Origin of the sequence: Bradyrhizobium sp. TM102, assembly GCF_009176685.1 — a bacterium.
Lineage (GTDB): Bacteria > Pseudomonadota > Alphaproteobacteria > Rhizobiales > Xanthobacteraceae > Bradyrhizobium > Bradyrhizobium ottawaense.
Genome location: NZ_AP021855.1, coordinates 4,359,125 through 4,373,011 on the forward strand (window position 1 = coordinate 4,359,125; position 13,887 = coordinate 4,373,011).

Here is a 13,887-nt window from a genome sequence, read left to right on the forward strand (position 1 = left end):
AGTTAGAACCGCGCCCGGATGCCGCCGTAATAGCCGCGTCCGTCGCCGGGCATGAACGCGGCCTGGTCCGGCCGCGCCTGATCGACGATCAGGGTCGACGCGGCATAGGTCGCGTTGAACAGATTGGTGATCTCGCCGAACACCGCGAAGCGCTCGCTGATCCGGTACTCGGTGCGCACATCGGCGACCACGAACGGATCGGCAAACAGCGTGTTCATGTTGTCGACCGGCATGTGGCCGGGGCTCCAGCGCACCGCGCCTTCCAGCTTCCAGGCGTCGGTCGCCTGATATTGCAGGACCGCGTTGACGAGATGCGGCGGCGCGCCGGCCAGACGGTTGTTGCCGCGCAGCGGATCGTTGTCGAAGCGGAAGTCCTGGTAGGTGTAGGCGACGCGGCCGGTCAGCCGCGGCGTGATCCTGACGCCGAGGCCGAGCTCGACGCCGAGATGCGTGGTGCGGTCGGCATTGAACGCCGCCATCAGCGCGCCGGTGGAGTCGCGCAGGCTCAAGAGCTCGTTGTCGACCCAGGAATAGTAGCTGACCGCGTCCCACGACAGGATGCCCGCGCGGCCGCGCCAGCCGCCCTCAACGGTGGTGGCGGTCTGGGCCTTCAGATCGGGCGTCGCGAATGCCGCTGCGACGAGGCCCGGATTGCCCGGCGTCGGCCGCCCGGCACTGCTGTTCGGCGTCCCGTTGACCGTCGCGAGCAGATCGTCATGCGAGGGCGGCTCGAAGCTGCGGCTGACCGCGGCAAAGATGGTTTGGCCGGCCACGGGGCGGAAGGTCACGCCGAGGCTGGGGCTCCACGCCGAATAGCTGAGCGCATAGCTCGAGCTCTGCGTCGGCACCGCGCCGTTCGGCAGCAGCATCGTCGGATTTGCCGGATTGTAGGCAATCGTCGGCCGCGTCGCACTCCGGTAGACGTCGTCATTGTCGCGCGTGGCGTAGCCATAGGCGATCGCCGGCGAGACGGTGATCCGGTCCCAGACCGGCAAATTGAGGCCGGTATGCAGCGCCAGCGTGGTGGCATCGAGCCGGCTCTCGCCGAACTTGGCGCCGGTCTGCCCGGCCTGGTTGATGAAATTCTCCCGATCCGCCGATCCCACCGAATATTGCGCGGTCGTTTCGAGCAGCGGTAACGCCGCCGCGCTGTCGGGCTTGTAGGCGTAGCGGAAGACGCCGGTCGCATCGTCACCCCGCGTGGCGCGAACGCCTGAGGAGATCGGAAAGCGGAACATGTCGTCGGTGTGGGTATAGCCGAGCGCGACGTCGAACAGATGCGCGTCGAACGTCGCGGTGGTCCGCGAGCCCGCCACGAACTGCTCGGCCTCGCGGCGCGGCCGGTCACGCACCACGTTGGGGCCGGGATTGATCGAGGTCGACGGCGGGATGAAGGTCGGCCCGGCAAACACCTGCCGCGGATTGGCCTGCATTGCGCTCTTGGTCAGCGGTCCCGCCACATCGAAGCCGAGATCGGTGTAGCCGATGAAGAAGCGCGTGCTGACGTTCTCGGACAGCACGGCGCCGACATTGGCATTGAAACTGCTGCGCTCGGAGCTGTTGTAGTCGCGAAAGCCGTCGCGACGGCTGAAATCGGCCTGCACCAGCGCGTCCACATTGTCTTTCCTGCCGCCGGTCTGCGCGCTGGCATTGATCTGGCCGAAGCTGCCGCCGCTGATGGCGGCCTGCGTGCCCGGCGAGGACGATCCCGTCGGCGATACGAAATTCAGCGCACCGCCGAGCACGGTGGCGCCGAGGCGGTTGGCGATGTAGCCGCGATAGACCTCGATGGCCTCCGCCTGTTGCGGGTTGGCGAAGCCGACGATGTAGGAGCCGTCGGCCCGGTTGATGGGCAGGCCGTTCTGGAGCACCAGCAGCCCGCGCTCGACCGGATTCTGCTGCAGACCGGAGCCACGGATCTGGATACGCGGCTGGTCGTTGCCGCCGAAGAAGTTCTGCACCACGACACCGGGAACCCCGCTGAGGGCACGCGACGCGGTCGGATTGCCGGTGGGTGAGAGATCCTCGCGCCGGACCAGCGCGACGCCGCCCGCGAGCGCCTCGAAGCGCTCCTGCACCGATGCGGCCGGGGCAGCCGGCCCCGCAACCTCGTCGCCGAGGTTGGCACCGCCGCGCGGTTGCGGCTCGGCGGCCCGGCGCCGCGCCGCGACCCGCTCGCGAGATACCGCCGCGGGCTTCGCCGCGCTCTTCGGCGCCTCCACCACGACAGGATCGAGCTGGACCGCCGCGCCCGGCGCCGCCGATTGCGCCAGGCAAGCCTCTCCGGCAAGGGCCGGCAGCAGCAAGGCAGACGCTGTCCAGGACAGCAGCACCGTGCCTTGCGTTCTGCCTGTGCGCCACGAACGCCCTCGCCCCAACGACGGACTCATGATCCTACTTCCCACTCCAGCCCCACTTTTTCCCGCGGGCGACGCTGAACGCCGTCGCGATCTCGCGCGAAGCTCGCCGCGCGCACCGGGAATCTGGTTGCGCTGGGACAAACAGCGCGCTGCTTGGAATTAGTTTCGTTCCAGCTTCGGCACGAACAGCACGTTGAGAACTCGCGATGCCGCGACATGATCGCGGTGCGGATCGAAGCGGAACACGGCACGAAACACGTCGTAGGGGAATTAGCGAAGCGTCATCCACCTCTTCTCATGCCTGCTCGGCAGACATGGTGGATTACGCCTTCTCCCAACCCACCCCGCGCACCTACAAGCGGTTGCGTTGCCCGACGGGCAAAACACGCTAGCGGTAGGGCAAGGCGCGCAGGCGAAAATATTCGCCTTTACAGAATTTCGGCTTTGTCGCATTGTCCCGCCACCTCACCCCGGTCAGAGGGGCGTATCGCGATCGTCACGAAACGTGGGGTGAGCTGCGGTGGACGCTAGTCACATCGGCGCGAGAGGCATTGCAGGGCGGGCAACCGTGAGCGACAGGCCTGTTGCGCACACGACCGGTGTGACATGCGTACGGCAAAACCGTGTCGTCCTGACGCCCGGGGTCTGTGCGTCAAGTCTTGCGGTGATGCGTCTTGCCCGACCGGGTGCGCGCGTCAGCTATTCGTGAGGCGACGGGGGCAATAGTGCATCGCTCCCCGGGGAGAGCTCGGCATAAGCCGTCAAACCACTGCGCAGGGAAGGCCAGGTTGTCCTGGCTACACCTGTATGCCGCTGTGCAGCTTCTTGTCACGCAGGATTCGCACAGTGGACCGCGGGTGCCAGCCGGCACCCGGCCTTCCCTGCGCCCTCTGACATCTGAGGGCGACATGACCAATGCAGGACTCGGGCAGGAACTGTCGCGAGACCGCAGCGTTATGCTCAGTTTTCAAAAAAAAGCACGCAAGTTCGTCCAATTCGATCGGAATCGCGAATGCAGACGGCGCGACCAAACGTCATCACGCGTCTCCGATCTTGCGCGAGAAAATATTGGCGCAATAATGCCGCTCTACGTTGTGATCCGGAATCAACCGGACCAGCATTTTGGAGGGCGACGAACTTGTTCGCTCGCGCCGCGGCCTCGGTCGCCGTGACCATCACCTTGGCCACCATTGACGGTGCGGCCGCACAAACGGCCAACCAGCCGCCGGATACGATGGCGGCGCGGGTCGAGGCCTGCACGCCCTGTCACGGCAACAAGGGCGAAGGCACCAGCGACGTCTATTTCCCGCGGCTTGCCGGCAAGCCCGCCGGCTATCTCTACAATCAACTGCTCGCCTTCCGCAGCGGCCGCCGCAAATATCCGCCCATGAACTATCTGCTGGAGTTTCTGCCTGATCCGTATCTGGAGGCGATGGCGGAATATTTTGCCGGCGAACATCCGCCGCTGCCGCAGCCGGCGCCGAGCGAGGTCAGCAAGGACGTGCTGGCGCAGGGCGAGCTGCTCGCCACCAGCGGCGATGCCAGCCGCAATATTCCGGCCTGCGTAAGCTGCCATGGCCCGGGACTCGCAGGCATGCAACCCGGCATCCCCGGCCTGCTCGGCCTGCGCGCCAATTACATCAGCGCCCAGCTCGGCGCCTGGCGCTACGGCACTCGCACGGCGAAATCGCCAGACTGCATGCAGCAAGTCGCAGGCCATCTGACCGAGGCCGACGTCACCGCGGTCGCGGCCTGGCTCGCGACACGACCGGCGCCCACGAACCCGGCTCCCGTGCCGAAAGGCAGCTACGCGCTGCCTTTCGGCTGCGGCAGCCAGCCCAACTGACGAGGCGGATGATGGGCTCGAAACTGTCGACCGCACTCATATCGATCAAGCTCCTGGCCCTCGCCGCGCTCACCACGGCCGCGCAGGCGCAAGACAAGGCTCAAGACAAGAGCAGCGACATCATCGCCCGCGGCGAATATCTCGCCCGTGCCGGCGATTGCACTGCCTGTCATACCGCGCCGGAGGGCCGCCTGTTCGCCGGCGGCCGCGCCATGCCGACGCCGTTCGGTACACTCTACACCTCCAACATCACGCCGGACCCGGATACCGGGATCGGCAAGTGGAGCGCCGACGACTTCTACAAGACCATGCACAGCGGCCGTTTCCCGGACGGCGGGTTGATCTATCCGGCCATGCCGTTCGCGTCCTACACCAAGGTCACGCGCGCCGACAGCGATGCGATCTTCGCGTATTTGCGCTCGATCGCGCCGGTGAACCAGAAGAACAAGCCGCATGAGCTGCGCTTTCCCTACGACAACCGCCAGCTCATCCTCGGCTGGCGCACGCTGTTCTTCAGCGAAGGCGAGTTCAAGCCCGATCCGAAGAAATCAGCGGAATGGAATCGCGGCGCCTATCTGGTCGAAGGCCTCGGCCATTGCGGCATGTGCCATTCGCCGATCAACGCGCTCGGCGGCACCTCGCAATCGGATGCCTTCAAGGGCGGCCTGATCCCGATGCAGAACTGGTACGCGCCCTCGCTCACCTCAAACCGCGAGGCCGGCCTCGGCGACTGGAGCATCAAGGACATCACCGACCTGCTGCAGACCGGCGTTTCCATGCGCGGCGTGGTCTACGGCCCGATGGCCGAGGTCGTGCACAACAGCCTGCAATATCTCAACGACGAGGACACCAAGGCGATGGCGGTGTACCTCAAGGGCATCGCGGAGCCCTCGCCTCCGCCGCCGGCAAGCTCGACGCTGCCGACCACCGAGAGCAGCCTGCTGATCAGCCTCGGCAAGACCGTCTACGACAAGCAGTGCGCGAGCTGTCATGGCACGCAGGGCGAAGGCAAGCCGCCGCACTGGCCGCCGCTCGCCAACAACCAGTCGATCGAGATGCAGTCGGCGGTCAATCCGATCCGCATGGTGCTCAATGGCGGCTATCCACCGGGCACCAAGGGCAACCCGATGCCCTACGGCATGCCGCCTTTCGCTGGCCTCCTGTCCGACAACGAGATCGCCGCCGTCGTCTCCTACATCCGTACCGCCTGGGGCAATCGCGGCACGCCGGTCTCGGCGCGCGAGGCCAACGAGCTGCGCTCCGCACCGCTGAATTGAGAATCACATGATCAACTCCGATCCGCCGACCAGCCCTGCTAGCGCCGACCAGGCCGTCGAGGAGGTCGTCGCGCAAGGCCCGTCCGGCGCGATCGTGCTCGCCGGCATCGCCACCGCCTGCGTGGTCGCGATGTGGCTCGCCTTCTATCTGTTCGTCTTCCTGCCCCGCGGATCGCTGCAATGAGCGCAGGGGAAACTCATCACGACAGCGCCGAGGTCGCGGCCCGCGTCGAGCGGCGCTGGGCGACCATCGCCGTGATCATCATCGTGATGATGGCGCTGCTGGCGGCTTTCGCCGGCATCCATCGCGCGACCATGCCGCAGCCGCGCGTCGAGATCACCGATCCCTCGCGCCTGCATCTGTCCGGCGAATTCGTCGAGAGCAATCTCGGCAGCGTGCTGGAGGCCAACGGCAACGTCACGGTGCGTGCAATCGGCCAGCAATATTCCTTCACGCCTGCCTGCATCGTGGTGCCCGCGGATACGCCGATCACGCTGCGGGCCACCAGCGCCGACGTCGTCCACGGCATCCTCATTCAGGGCACCAACGTCAACACCATGCTGGTGCCGGGCTACATCTCGGAGCAGCTGATGCGCTTCGCGAAAACCGGCGACTATCTGATGCCCTGCCAGGAGTTTTGCAGCTTTGGCCACGAGGGCATGTGGGGCAAGGTCAAGGTGATCGACAAGACCGATTTCGCCGATCGCGCGAAGGGTGGCGGGAGGCTGAGCTGTGTTGGTCAATAGGAAGCTCATCCTCGCCCATTTCTGGCTGGCCTTCGCCGTATTCGGCATCGCGCTCACGCTCGGCGCCTGGCAGATGTTCATCCGCAGCCCGATCGGCACCTGGCTCTCCAACCCCGAGCTCTATTACCGCTCGCTGACCGCCCACGGCACGGTGATGGGCTACGTCTTCCCGACCCTGGTGGCGATGGCATTCGGCTACGCCATCAGCGAGTCCGCGCTGCAGCAGCGCCTGGTCGGCGTGCGCTGGGCCTGGGCAGGATTCTGGTTGATCGTCGCCGGCAGCATCATGGCGGTGATCCCGATCGCAATGGGGCGTGCCTCGGTGCTCTACACCTTCTATCCGCCGCTGATCGGCAACGTCTTCTACTATCTCGGCGTCGTCCTGGTGGTGGTCGGCTCGTGGATCTGGGTCGCGCTGATGTCGATTAACTTGCGCGTCTGGCGCAAGGCCAATCCCGGCGCGCCAGTGCCGCTCGCCATGTTCGCCAACGTCGCGGGCTCGTATTTGTGGGCTTGGACCGCGGTCGGCGCCGCGCTCGAGCTGCTGCTCCAGATCATTCCGGTTGCGGCAGGCCTCAAGGCCACCATCGATGCCGGCCTGGCGCGCATCTTCTTCTCATGGACACTGCACGCCATCGTCTATTTCTGGCTGATGCCGACCTACATCGCCTATTATACCATCGTGCCGCGCGCGATCGGCGGTCGCGTCTATTCCGACTCGATGGCGCGGATCTCCTTCATCCTGTTCCTGGTGGTGGCGATGCCGATCGGCATGCACCACACCTTTGCCGATCCGCAGGTCGGTGCCGGCTTCAAGTTCATCCATTCCGCCTTCACGGCGCTGGTCGCGCTGCCGACGCTGCTGACCGTGTTCACGATCTGCGCCTCGGTCGAGATCGCGGCGCGGCTGCGCGGCGGCCGCGGCATGTTCGGCTGGATCGGGGCCCTGCCCTGGGACAACCCGATGATGCTGGCGCTGGCGTTCTCCTTCGTCATGCTCGGCTTCGGCGGCGCCGGCGGCCTCATCAACATGAGCTATCAGCTCGATGCCTCGATCCACAACACGCAGTGGATCACCGGGCATTTCCACCTGATCTTCGGCGGCGCCATCGTGATCATGTATTTCGCGATCGCCTATGATCTGTGGCCGCATCTGACGGGCCGGGAGTTGATCGATATCCGCCTGATCCGCACCCAGCTCTGGCTGTGGTTCATCGGCATGATCGTCACCACCTTCCCCTGGCACTGGGTCGGTATTCTGGGGATGCCGCGCCGCATGGCCTATTTCGACTTCGGCGATCCCGCGATCGCACCGCAGGCATTCTCCGTCACCCTGTCGGCCATCGGCAGCTTCATCCTGCTGGCCTCGGGCATCATGTTCATCGTCATCTTGGCGCGTGGCATGCGCGCGCCTCAAATCGACGCCGGGCCCTATCGCTTCGCGCTCGCCGTGCATGAACCAAAGACGGTGCCGGTCGCACTCAACACCCACGCGCTATGGGTGGCACTGATGATCGGCCTCACCCTCACCAATTACGGCTATCCGATCCTGAATCTGGCGCTGAGTTCGGGCACCTCGGTGCCGGCCGTCTATGTGGGAGCGCAGTGATGAGCACGCGCGACCTCTTTACTCTCCGCAACAGCCATTTCAGGACTGGCGTCGGCATCACCGCCGCGATCCTCGTCGTCACCGCGATTGCCGGCTTCATTGTGCTGCCTTTCGCACAGCCCTGGGTTCAGTTCGCCGGCGTCTGGGATGCGATCTGCAGCGCCGCTGGCGTACCGCAGCGTGCGGCCAGCGTCACGGCGCCCGAGCAGGCAAAACGCCTGTCCGAGGTCGTGCTGACCTCGAACACGTTGTCACGTCCGAGCCAGGAGGCGATCGGCCGCGGCGCGACGCTGGCGCAGCGCTGCGCGATCTGTCATGGCCCCACCGGCGTCAGCCGCGCGGACTCGCCCAATCTCGCCGGCCAGTATGCGGCCGTGATCTACAAGGAGCTGCACGATTTCCGCTCCGGTGCGCGCGCCAATGCCGTGATGTCGCCGTTCGCGATCAACCTGACCGACCAGGAGATCGCCGATCTCTCCAACTATTACGCCTATCTGCCGCGGCTTCCGGCCTATCATCCGACGCCGCAACTGCCGAAACCCAACATCGTCATCTACGGCGCGCCGATGCGCGGCATCGCGCCCTGCGGCTCCTGCCATGGCAGCCTCGACAACAAGACCGGCAGCCCGTGGCTGGAGGGGCAGTCCGAGGCCTACATGAAGGCGCAGCTTCACGCCTTCGCCTCAGGTGAACGGCGCAACGACATCAGCCAGCAGATGCGCAACATCGCCCGCGCAATGACGCCGCACGAGATCGAGCAGGCCGCGGCGTACTACGCCTCGCAGCCGCCGGATGTGGTGAAGGCGGTGGATTGAGGATGGCTCTCGTGCCCCGGACGCGGCGCTGCTTCAGCGGTGCGCTGCAGAGCCGGGGCCCATCTTTCCGAGGCGTTCGGGCGGCGTGGGTCCCGGCTCTGCGCAGCAACGCTGAGGGCGTTGCAGCGCGTCCGGGACACGAGAGTTACCTACGACGATGCCAGCTTCGGCCGGCCGTAGATCGCATCCGCGCGCTTTTCGAACGCGCTCGAAAACCGCGCGAAGGCGGCGTCGAACATCGAGCCCATCAGCAGCGCCAGCATGCGGCTCTTGAATTCGTAAGACAGGAAGAAACCGACGTCGCAAACGCCCTCACCTTTGGGCTCGAACGTCCAGCGGTTTTCCAGGTTGCTGAAAGGACCTTGCAGATATTCGACCAGGATCTTCTGATTGGCGCGGTCGAGGCTCACGCGGCTGGTGAAGGATTCCTTGACCAGCTTGAACGAGACCGTCATGTCGGCGACCAGCACCTCGGTGCCATCAGGCTTGGCCATGCGCTGGCGCACCTTCAGCGCGCTGCAGAGCGGCACGAATTCCGGGTAGCGCTCGACGTCGGCGACCAGATCGAACATCTCGGAGGCGCTGTGATTGACACGGCGCTTGCTCGAAAATTTGGGCATGGCGGTTCAGCGGGCGGTTGCGGCCCGCGCGGCCCTCAGTCTCGCAAAATCCTCGCCGGCATGATGCGACGAGCGGGTGAGCGGGCTCGCCGACACCATCAGGAAGCCCTTGGTGTAGGCGACCTTCTCGTAAGAGGCGAACTCGTCCGGCGGCACGTAGCGCATCACGGCGTGGTGCTTGCGGGTCGGCTGCAGGTACTGGCCGATGGTCAGGAAATCGACCTCGGCGGAGCGCAGATCGTCCATCACCTGCTGCACCTCGTGGCGCTCCTCGCCGAGGCCGACCATGATGCCGGACTTGGTGAAGATGGTGGGATCGAGCTCCTTGACCCGCTGCAACAGCCGGATCGAATGGAAATAGCGCGCGCCCGGCCGCACCGTGAGATAGCGCGACGGCACGGTCTCGAGATTGTGGTTGAAGACGTCGGGCTTGGCGGCAACGACCACCTCGAGCGCCCCCTCCTTGCGCAGGAAGTCCGGCGTCAGGATCTCGATCGTGGTCGAGGGGCACGCCGCCCGGATCGCGCGGATGGTCTGGGCAAAATGCTCGGCGCCGCCGTCAGCGAGATCGTCGCGGTCCACGGAGGTGATGACGACATGGGCAAGGCCGAGCTTGGCGGTCGCCTCGGCGACGTTCTCAGGCTCGGCTGCATCCAGCGCATTGGGCAGGCCGGTCTTGACGTTGCAGAAGGCGCAGGCGCGGGTGCAGGTGTCACCCATGATCATGAAGGTGGCGTGCTTTTTGTCCCAGCACTCGCCGATGTTCGGGCAGCCCGCTTCCTCGCACACCGTGTGCAGGCCGTTGGCGCGCACGATGTTGCGGGTCTCGCCGTAGCCGCGGGTATTGGGCGCGCGCACGCGGATCCAGTCCGGCTTCGGCGGCGAAGCGGAGTCAGGGCGATTCACCTTTTCGGGGTGGCGCGGGCGCAGCGGGTTCGTGATGGTATCGACAATAACGACCATGGGGTGTCCGGTCTGTTCAGGTCCTACCTAGTCGGTCTCGCCACGCATCGCAACCCGGCTCGCGCCGCTTCAGGGAACATGGCAGATATGGGCAATATCCTGCTCTGTTCTCAAGCGATTCTCACCTCGAATGGCTCCAGTATCGAAGACTTCCACACCGCGGCTGGGCAAGGTTCTGAAGCGGGCCTTTTTCCACCGCGACGTCCGCGAGGTCGCCCGGGACCTGATCGGTGCCACCATGCTGGTCGACGGCGTCGGCGGCCTCATTGTCGAGGTCGAGGCCTATCATCATACCGAGCCGGCGGCGCACTCCTACAAGGGTCCGACGCCGCGGAACCAGGTGATGTTCGGCCCGCCCGGCTATGCCTATGTCTATCGCTCCTACGGCATCCACTGGTGCGTGAACTTCGTCTGCGAGGAGGAAGGCTCGGCCAGCGCCGTGCTGATCCGCGCGCTGGAGCCGACGCACGGGATCGCCGTCATGCGCCGCCGGCGTCGCCTCCAGGATGCGCACGCGCTGTGCTCGGGTCCGGGCAAGCTGACCGAGGCGCTCGGCATCACCATCGCGCACAACACGCTGCCGCTGGACCGGCCTCCGATCGCGCTGCATGCGAGGACCGAGGAGTTGGAGGTGGTTGCCGGCATCCGGATCGGCATCACCAAGGCCGTCGAGCTGCCCTGGCGCTATGGCGTCAGGGGCTCAAAGTTTTTGAGCAAGCCGTTTCCGAAATAGCGTCCTCAGGACGCCTGCTTCAGCCGCTCCAGCGCCTCGAGCAGCTTGGCCTTGCGCGCCAGCGCGGCCTCGCGCTTTTCGCGCTCCTCCTCGACGACCTCCTCGGCCGCGTTGGCGACGAATTTTTCGTTCGCGAGCTTGGACTCGGCGCGCTTGATGTCGGCGTCGGCCTTGCCGATCTCCTTGTCGAGACGCGTGCGCTCGGCGGCGACGTCGATCACGCCCTTGAGCGGCAGCGCGGCCACCTCGCCGCGGACGAGCAGCTGAACCGCTCCGTCGGGCGCGCGATCGGCGAAGGAGATGTCCGACAGCCGCGCCATGCGCTTGATGACGTCGGTCCAGCGCGGCGCGCGCTCCCTGGTTTCGGCGGAAGCGCCGACGAGCACCAGCGCCGTCAGCGTCGCCGGCGGAATGTTCATCTCGGCACGCACCGAACGGATCTGCGTGATCAGGTCGATCACCCAGCCGATCTCGGCTTCCGCCTTGGGATCGGTGAAGTCCGCGTGGTCGAAGATCGGCATGACCAGCATCGGCGACATCAGCGGTTCGGTCGGTCCGGCCGCTGCGGCGAGGATTGCGAGCTGCTCCGGGGTCGGCTCGGCCGGCTTCAGCGGCCATTGCGCCAATGCGAGCAGACCGTCGCGCTTGGCCGTCACCTCCCACAGCTCTTCTGTGATGAAAGGCATGAAGGGGTGCAGCAGCTTCAGGATCTCGTCGCGCGCCCAGGCGACCATGGCGCGGGTCTCGTCCTTGGCGGGGCTGTCGGGGCCCAGCAGCACGGGCTTGGCGAGCTCGACATACCAGTCGCAATAGACGTTCCAGACGAAGCGATAGATCGCGCCGGCGGCATCGTTGAAGCGATAGGCCTCGATCGCCTCGGTCACCTCACGCGTGGTGTGCGCGCTCTCATGCGCGATCCAGCGGTTCAGCGTCTCCTTGGCCTTCGCCGGCTCGAAACCCTCGGGCACGGCGCAATGGTTCATCTCGGCGAACCGCGAAGCATTCCAGAGCTTGGTCGCGAAATTGCGGTAGCCTTCGACGCGGCTGGTCGCGAGCTTGATGTCGCGGCCCTGCGCCGCCATCGCGGCCAGCGTGAAGCGCAGCGCGTCGGCGCCGTATTCGTCGATCAGGTTGAGCGGATCGATGACGTTGCCCTTCGACTTCGACATCTTGGCGCCCTTCTCGTCGCGGACGAGGGCGTGGATGTAGATGGTCGAGAACGGCACCTCCTTCATGAAGTGCAGGCCCATCATCATCATGCGGGCGACCCAGAAGAAGATGATGTCGAAGCCGGTCACCAGCGCATTGGTCGGGTAATAGCGCTGCACCTCGGGCGCATCCTCGGGCCAGCCGAGCGTCGAGAACGGCCACAGCGCCGAGGAGAACCAGGTGTCGAGCACGTCCTCGTCGCGCGTGATGAAGCCCTCGCGCTTGTTGCGGTCGAGCGCCATCTCGCGGCCTTGCTCGGCCGTGATGACCTCCTGCTCGACGTAGTAGCCGAGCGCGTGGCTGATTGCCTCTTCCTCGGTCTCGGCGACGAACACCTTGCCATCGGGGCCGTACCAGGCCGGGATCTGATGGCCCCACCAGAGCTGGCGCGAGATGCACCAGGGCTGGATGTTCTCCATCCACTCGAAATAGGTCTTTTCCCAGTTTTTCGGCACGAACGACGTCTCGCCCGAACGCACCGCCGCGATCGCGGGCTTTGCCAGCGTCTTGGCGTCGACGTACCACTGGTCAGTCAAATACGGCTCGATCACGCTGTTGGAGCGATCGCCGTGCGGGACCATGTGGGTGTGCGGCTCGATCCGCTCGACGAAGCCGAACGATTCCAGCCGCTCGACGATGCGCTTGCGCGCGGCGAAGCGGTCGACCTTGTGGAATTCCTCGGCGAATTGTCCGGCGCCTTCCGGCAGGTCGCGCAGATAATCCTCGTTGTCGACGAGATCGAGACAGCCTTCCCTGTCGATCACGCTGATCCGGCGCAGGCCGTGGCGATTGCCGACCTCGAAGTCGTTGAAGTCGTGCGCCGGCGTCACCTTGACCGCACCCGAGCCCTTCTCGGGATCGGAATAATCGTCGGCGACGATCTGGATCTTGCGGCCCACCAGCGGCAGGATCACGTTCTTGCCGACCAGCTTCAGGTAGCGCTCGTCCTCGGGATGCACGGCAACGCCGGTATCGCCGAGCATGGTCTCGGGGCGCGTGGTGGCGACGACGATGAAGCTCGAGGGATCCTCAGGGCTGAATGTCTTGCCCTCGATCGGATAGCGCAGATACCAGAGATGGCCCTTCACCTCGGTCTGCTGCACTTCGAGATCGGAGATCGCGGTCAGCAGCTTGGTGTCCCAGTTCACCAGCCGCTTGTCCTTGTAGATCAGGCCGTCGCGGTGCAGCTCGACGAACACCTTGATGACGGCCTTCGACAGGCCCTCGTCCATGGTGAAGCGTTCGCGCGACCAGTCGCAGGAGGCGCCGAGCCGCTTGAGCTGGTTGATGATGGTGTCACCGCTCTCGGCCTTCCACTGCCAGACGCGCTCGAGAAACTTCTCGCGGCCCATCTCGCGGCGGCCAGGCTGCTGGCGCTCCATCAGCTGCCGCTCGACCACCATCTGGGTGGCGATGCCGGCATGGTCCGTGCCGGGCTGCCACAGCACGTCGCGGCCGCGCATGCGCTCGAACCGGCACAGGATGTCCTGCAGCGTGTTGTTGAGGGCGTGGCCCATGTGCAGCGAGCCCGTCACGTTCGGCGGCGGGATCACGATGGTAAAGGGCACGGCGTCGCGGCGGTCGGGGCGGCCGGCCTTGAAGGCAAGGCTGTCCTCCCACACCACGGACATGCGGGCTTCGATATCGGCGGGCTGGTAATTTTTCTCGATCATGGGGCTGTTAGAAAGCCGCGTGTGCGGGTCAAGTC

11 protein-coding genes are annotated in these 13,887 nt (G+C 65.6%); 7 read left to right on the forward strand and 4 right to left on the reverse strand.

Annotation, left to right across the window (positions count from 1 at the left end; genetic code table 11):
• Positions 1-2: 2 nt before the first annotated feature.
• A complete protein-coding gene (locus GDN70_RS20855) occupies positions 3-2,390 on the reverse strand; it encodes a TonB-dependent receptor (protein ID WP_152102991.1) in 2,388 nt (795 codons plus the stop codon).
• Between the two features lie 1,108 nt (positions 2,391-3,498).
• Between GDN70_RS20855 and GDN70_RS20860 the strand changes: the two genes are divergently transcribed.
• From GDN70_RS20860 to GDN70_RS20880, 6 genes are read left to right on the forward strand one after another with little or no spacing between them, the layout of a single operon-like run.
• The gene (locus GDN70_RS20860) at positions 3,499-4,206 is read left to right on the forward strand and encodes a c-type cytochrome (protein WP_038970296.1); all 708 of its coding nucleotides are present in this window, start codon (positions 3,499-3,501) and stop codon (positions 4,204-4,206) included.
• Between the two features lie 8 nt (positions 4,207-4,214).
• A complete protein-coding gene (locus GDN70_RS20865) occupies positions 4,215-5,483 on the forward strand; it encodes a cytochrome c (RefSeq protein WP_085968201.1) in 1,269 nt (422 codons plus the stop codon).
• Positions 5,484-5,490: 7 nt separating this feature from the next.
• Positions 5,491-5,667, forward strand: coding sequence for a hypothetical protein (locus GDN70_RS35040; protein ID WP_018320427.1), 177 nt, complete (start codon positions 5,491-5,493; stop codon positions 5,665-5,667).
• A complete protein-coding gene (locus tag GDN70_RS20870) occupies positions 5,664-6,230 on the forward strand; it encodes a cytochrome c oxidase subunit II (protein WP_038970295.1) in 567 nt (188 codons plus the stop codon). The genes GDN70_RS35040 and GDN70_RS20870 overlap by 4 nt, the downstream gene beginning before the upstream one ends.
• Positions 6,217-7,839, forward strand: a complete 1,623-nt coding sequence (locus GDN70_RS20875; RefSeq protein WP_038970294.1) for a b(o/a)3-type cytochrome-c oxidase subunit 1 — start codon at positions 6,217-6,219, stop codon at positions 7,837-7,839. The genes GDN70_RS20870 and GDN70_RS20875 overlap by 14 nt, the downstream gene beginning before the upstream one ends.
• Complete coding sequence (locus GDN70_RS20880; RefSeq protein WP_038970293.1) at positions 7,839-8,654, forward strand: c-type cytochrome; 816 nt, start codon at positions 7,839-7,841, stop codon at positions 8,652-8,654. Before GDN70_RS20875 ends, GDN70_RS20880 begins: the two co-directional genes overlap by 1 nt.
• A 149-nt stretch (positions 8,655-8,803) precedes the next feature.
• On the opposite strand, the gene GDN70_RS20885 is transcribed toward GDN70_RS20880, so the two are convergent.
• Entirely contained in the window at positions 8,804-9,274 is a 471-nt protein-coding gene (locus tag GDN70_RS20885; RefSeq protein ID WP_028144690.1) for a type II toxin-antitoxin system RatA family toxin, read from the reverse strand.
• A 6-nt stretch (positions 9,275-9,280) separates the two neighbouring features.
• Complete coding sequence (gene lipA / locus GDN70_RS20890) at positions 9,281-10,237, reverse strand: lipoyl synthase (protein ID WP_028144691.1); 957 nt, start codon at positions 10,235-10,237, stop codon at positions 9,281-9,283.
• Positions 10,238-10,367: 130 nt separating this feature from the next.
• On the opposite strand from lipA, the gene GDN70_RS20895 reads away from it, so the two are divergent.
• On the forward strand, positions 10,368-10,970 hold the full coding sequence (locus GDN70_RS20895; RefSeq protein ID WP_152102992.1) for a DNA-3-methyladenine glycosylase: 603 nt from the start codon (positions 10,368-10,370) through the stop codon (positions 10,968-10,970).
• 5 nt (positions 10,971-10,975) lie between these two features.
• Here GDN70_RS20895 and GDN70_RS20900 read toward each other — a convergent pair whose 3' ends face one another.
• Positions 10,976-13,852: a valine--tRNA ligase gene (locus GDN70_RS20900; protein ID WP_152102993.1), complete on the reverse strand. Its 2,877-nt coding sequence runs from the start codon at positions 13,850-13,852 to the stop codon at positions 10,976-10,978.
• Positions 13,853-13,887 lie beyond the last annotated feature (35 nt).

Bases quoted from the DNA above. Each gene is read 5' to 3' on its own strand.
- GDN70_RS20855 (WP_152102991.1), bottom strand. From the start codon at position 2,390: ATGAGTCCGTCGTTGGGGCGAGGGCGTTCGTGGCGCACAGGCAGAACG.
- GDN70_RS20865 (WP_085968201.1), top strand. From the start codon at position 4,215: ATGATGGGCTCGAAACTGTCGACCGCACTCATATCGATCAAGCTCCTG.
- GDN70_RS35040 (WP_018320427.1), top strand. From the start codon at position 5,491: ATGATCAACTCCGATCCGCCGACCAGCCCTGCTAGCGCCGACCAGGCC.
- GDN70_RS20870 (WP_038970295.1), top strand. From the start codon at position 5,664: ATGAGCGCAGGGGAAACTCATCACGACAGCGCCGAGGTCGCGGCCCGC.
- GDN70_RS20880 (WP_038970293.1), top strand. From the start codon at position 7,839: ATGAGCACGCGCGACCTCTTTACTCTCCGCAACAGCCATTTCAGGACT.
- GDN70_RS20885 (WP_028144690.1), bottom strand. From the start codon at position 9,274: ATGCCCAAATTTTCGAGCAAGCGCCGTGTCAATCACAGCGCCTCCGAG.
- lipA (WP_028144691.1), bottom strand. From the start codon at position 10,237: ATGGTCGTTATTGTCGATACCATCACGAACCCGCTGCGCCCGCGCCAC.
- GDN70_RS20895 (WP_152102992.1), top strand. From the start codon at position 10,368: ATGGCTCCAGTATCGAAGACTTCCACACCGCGGCTGGGCAAGGTTCTG.
- GDN70_RS20900 (WP_152102993.1), bottom strand. From the start codon at position 13,852: ATGATCGAGAAAAATTACCAGCCCGCCGATATCGAAGCCCGCATGTCC.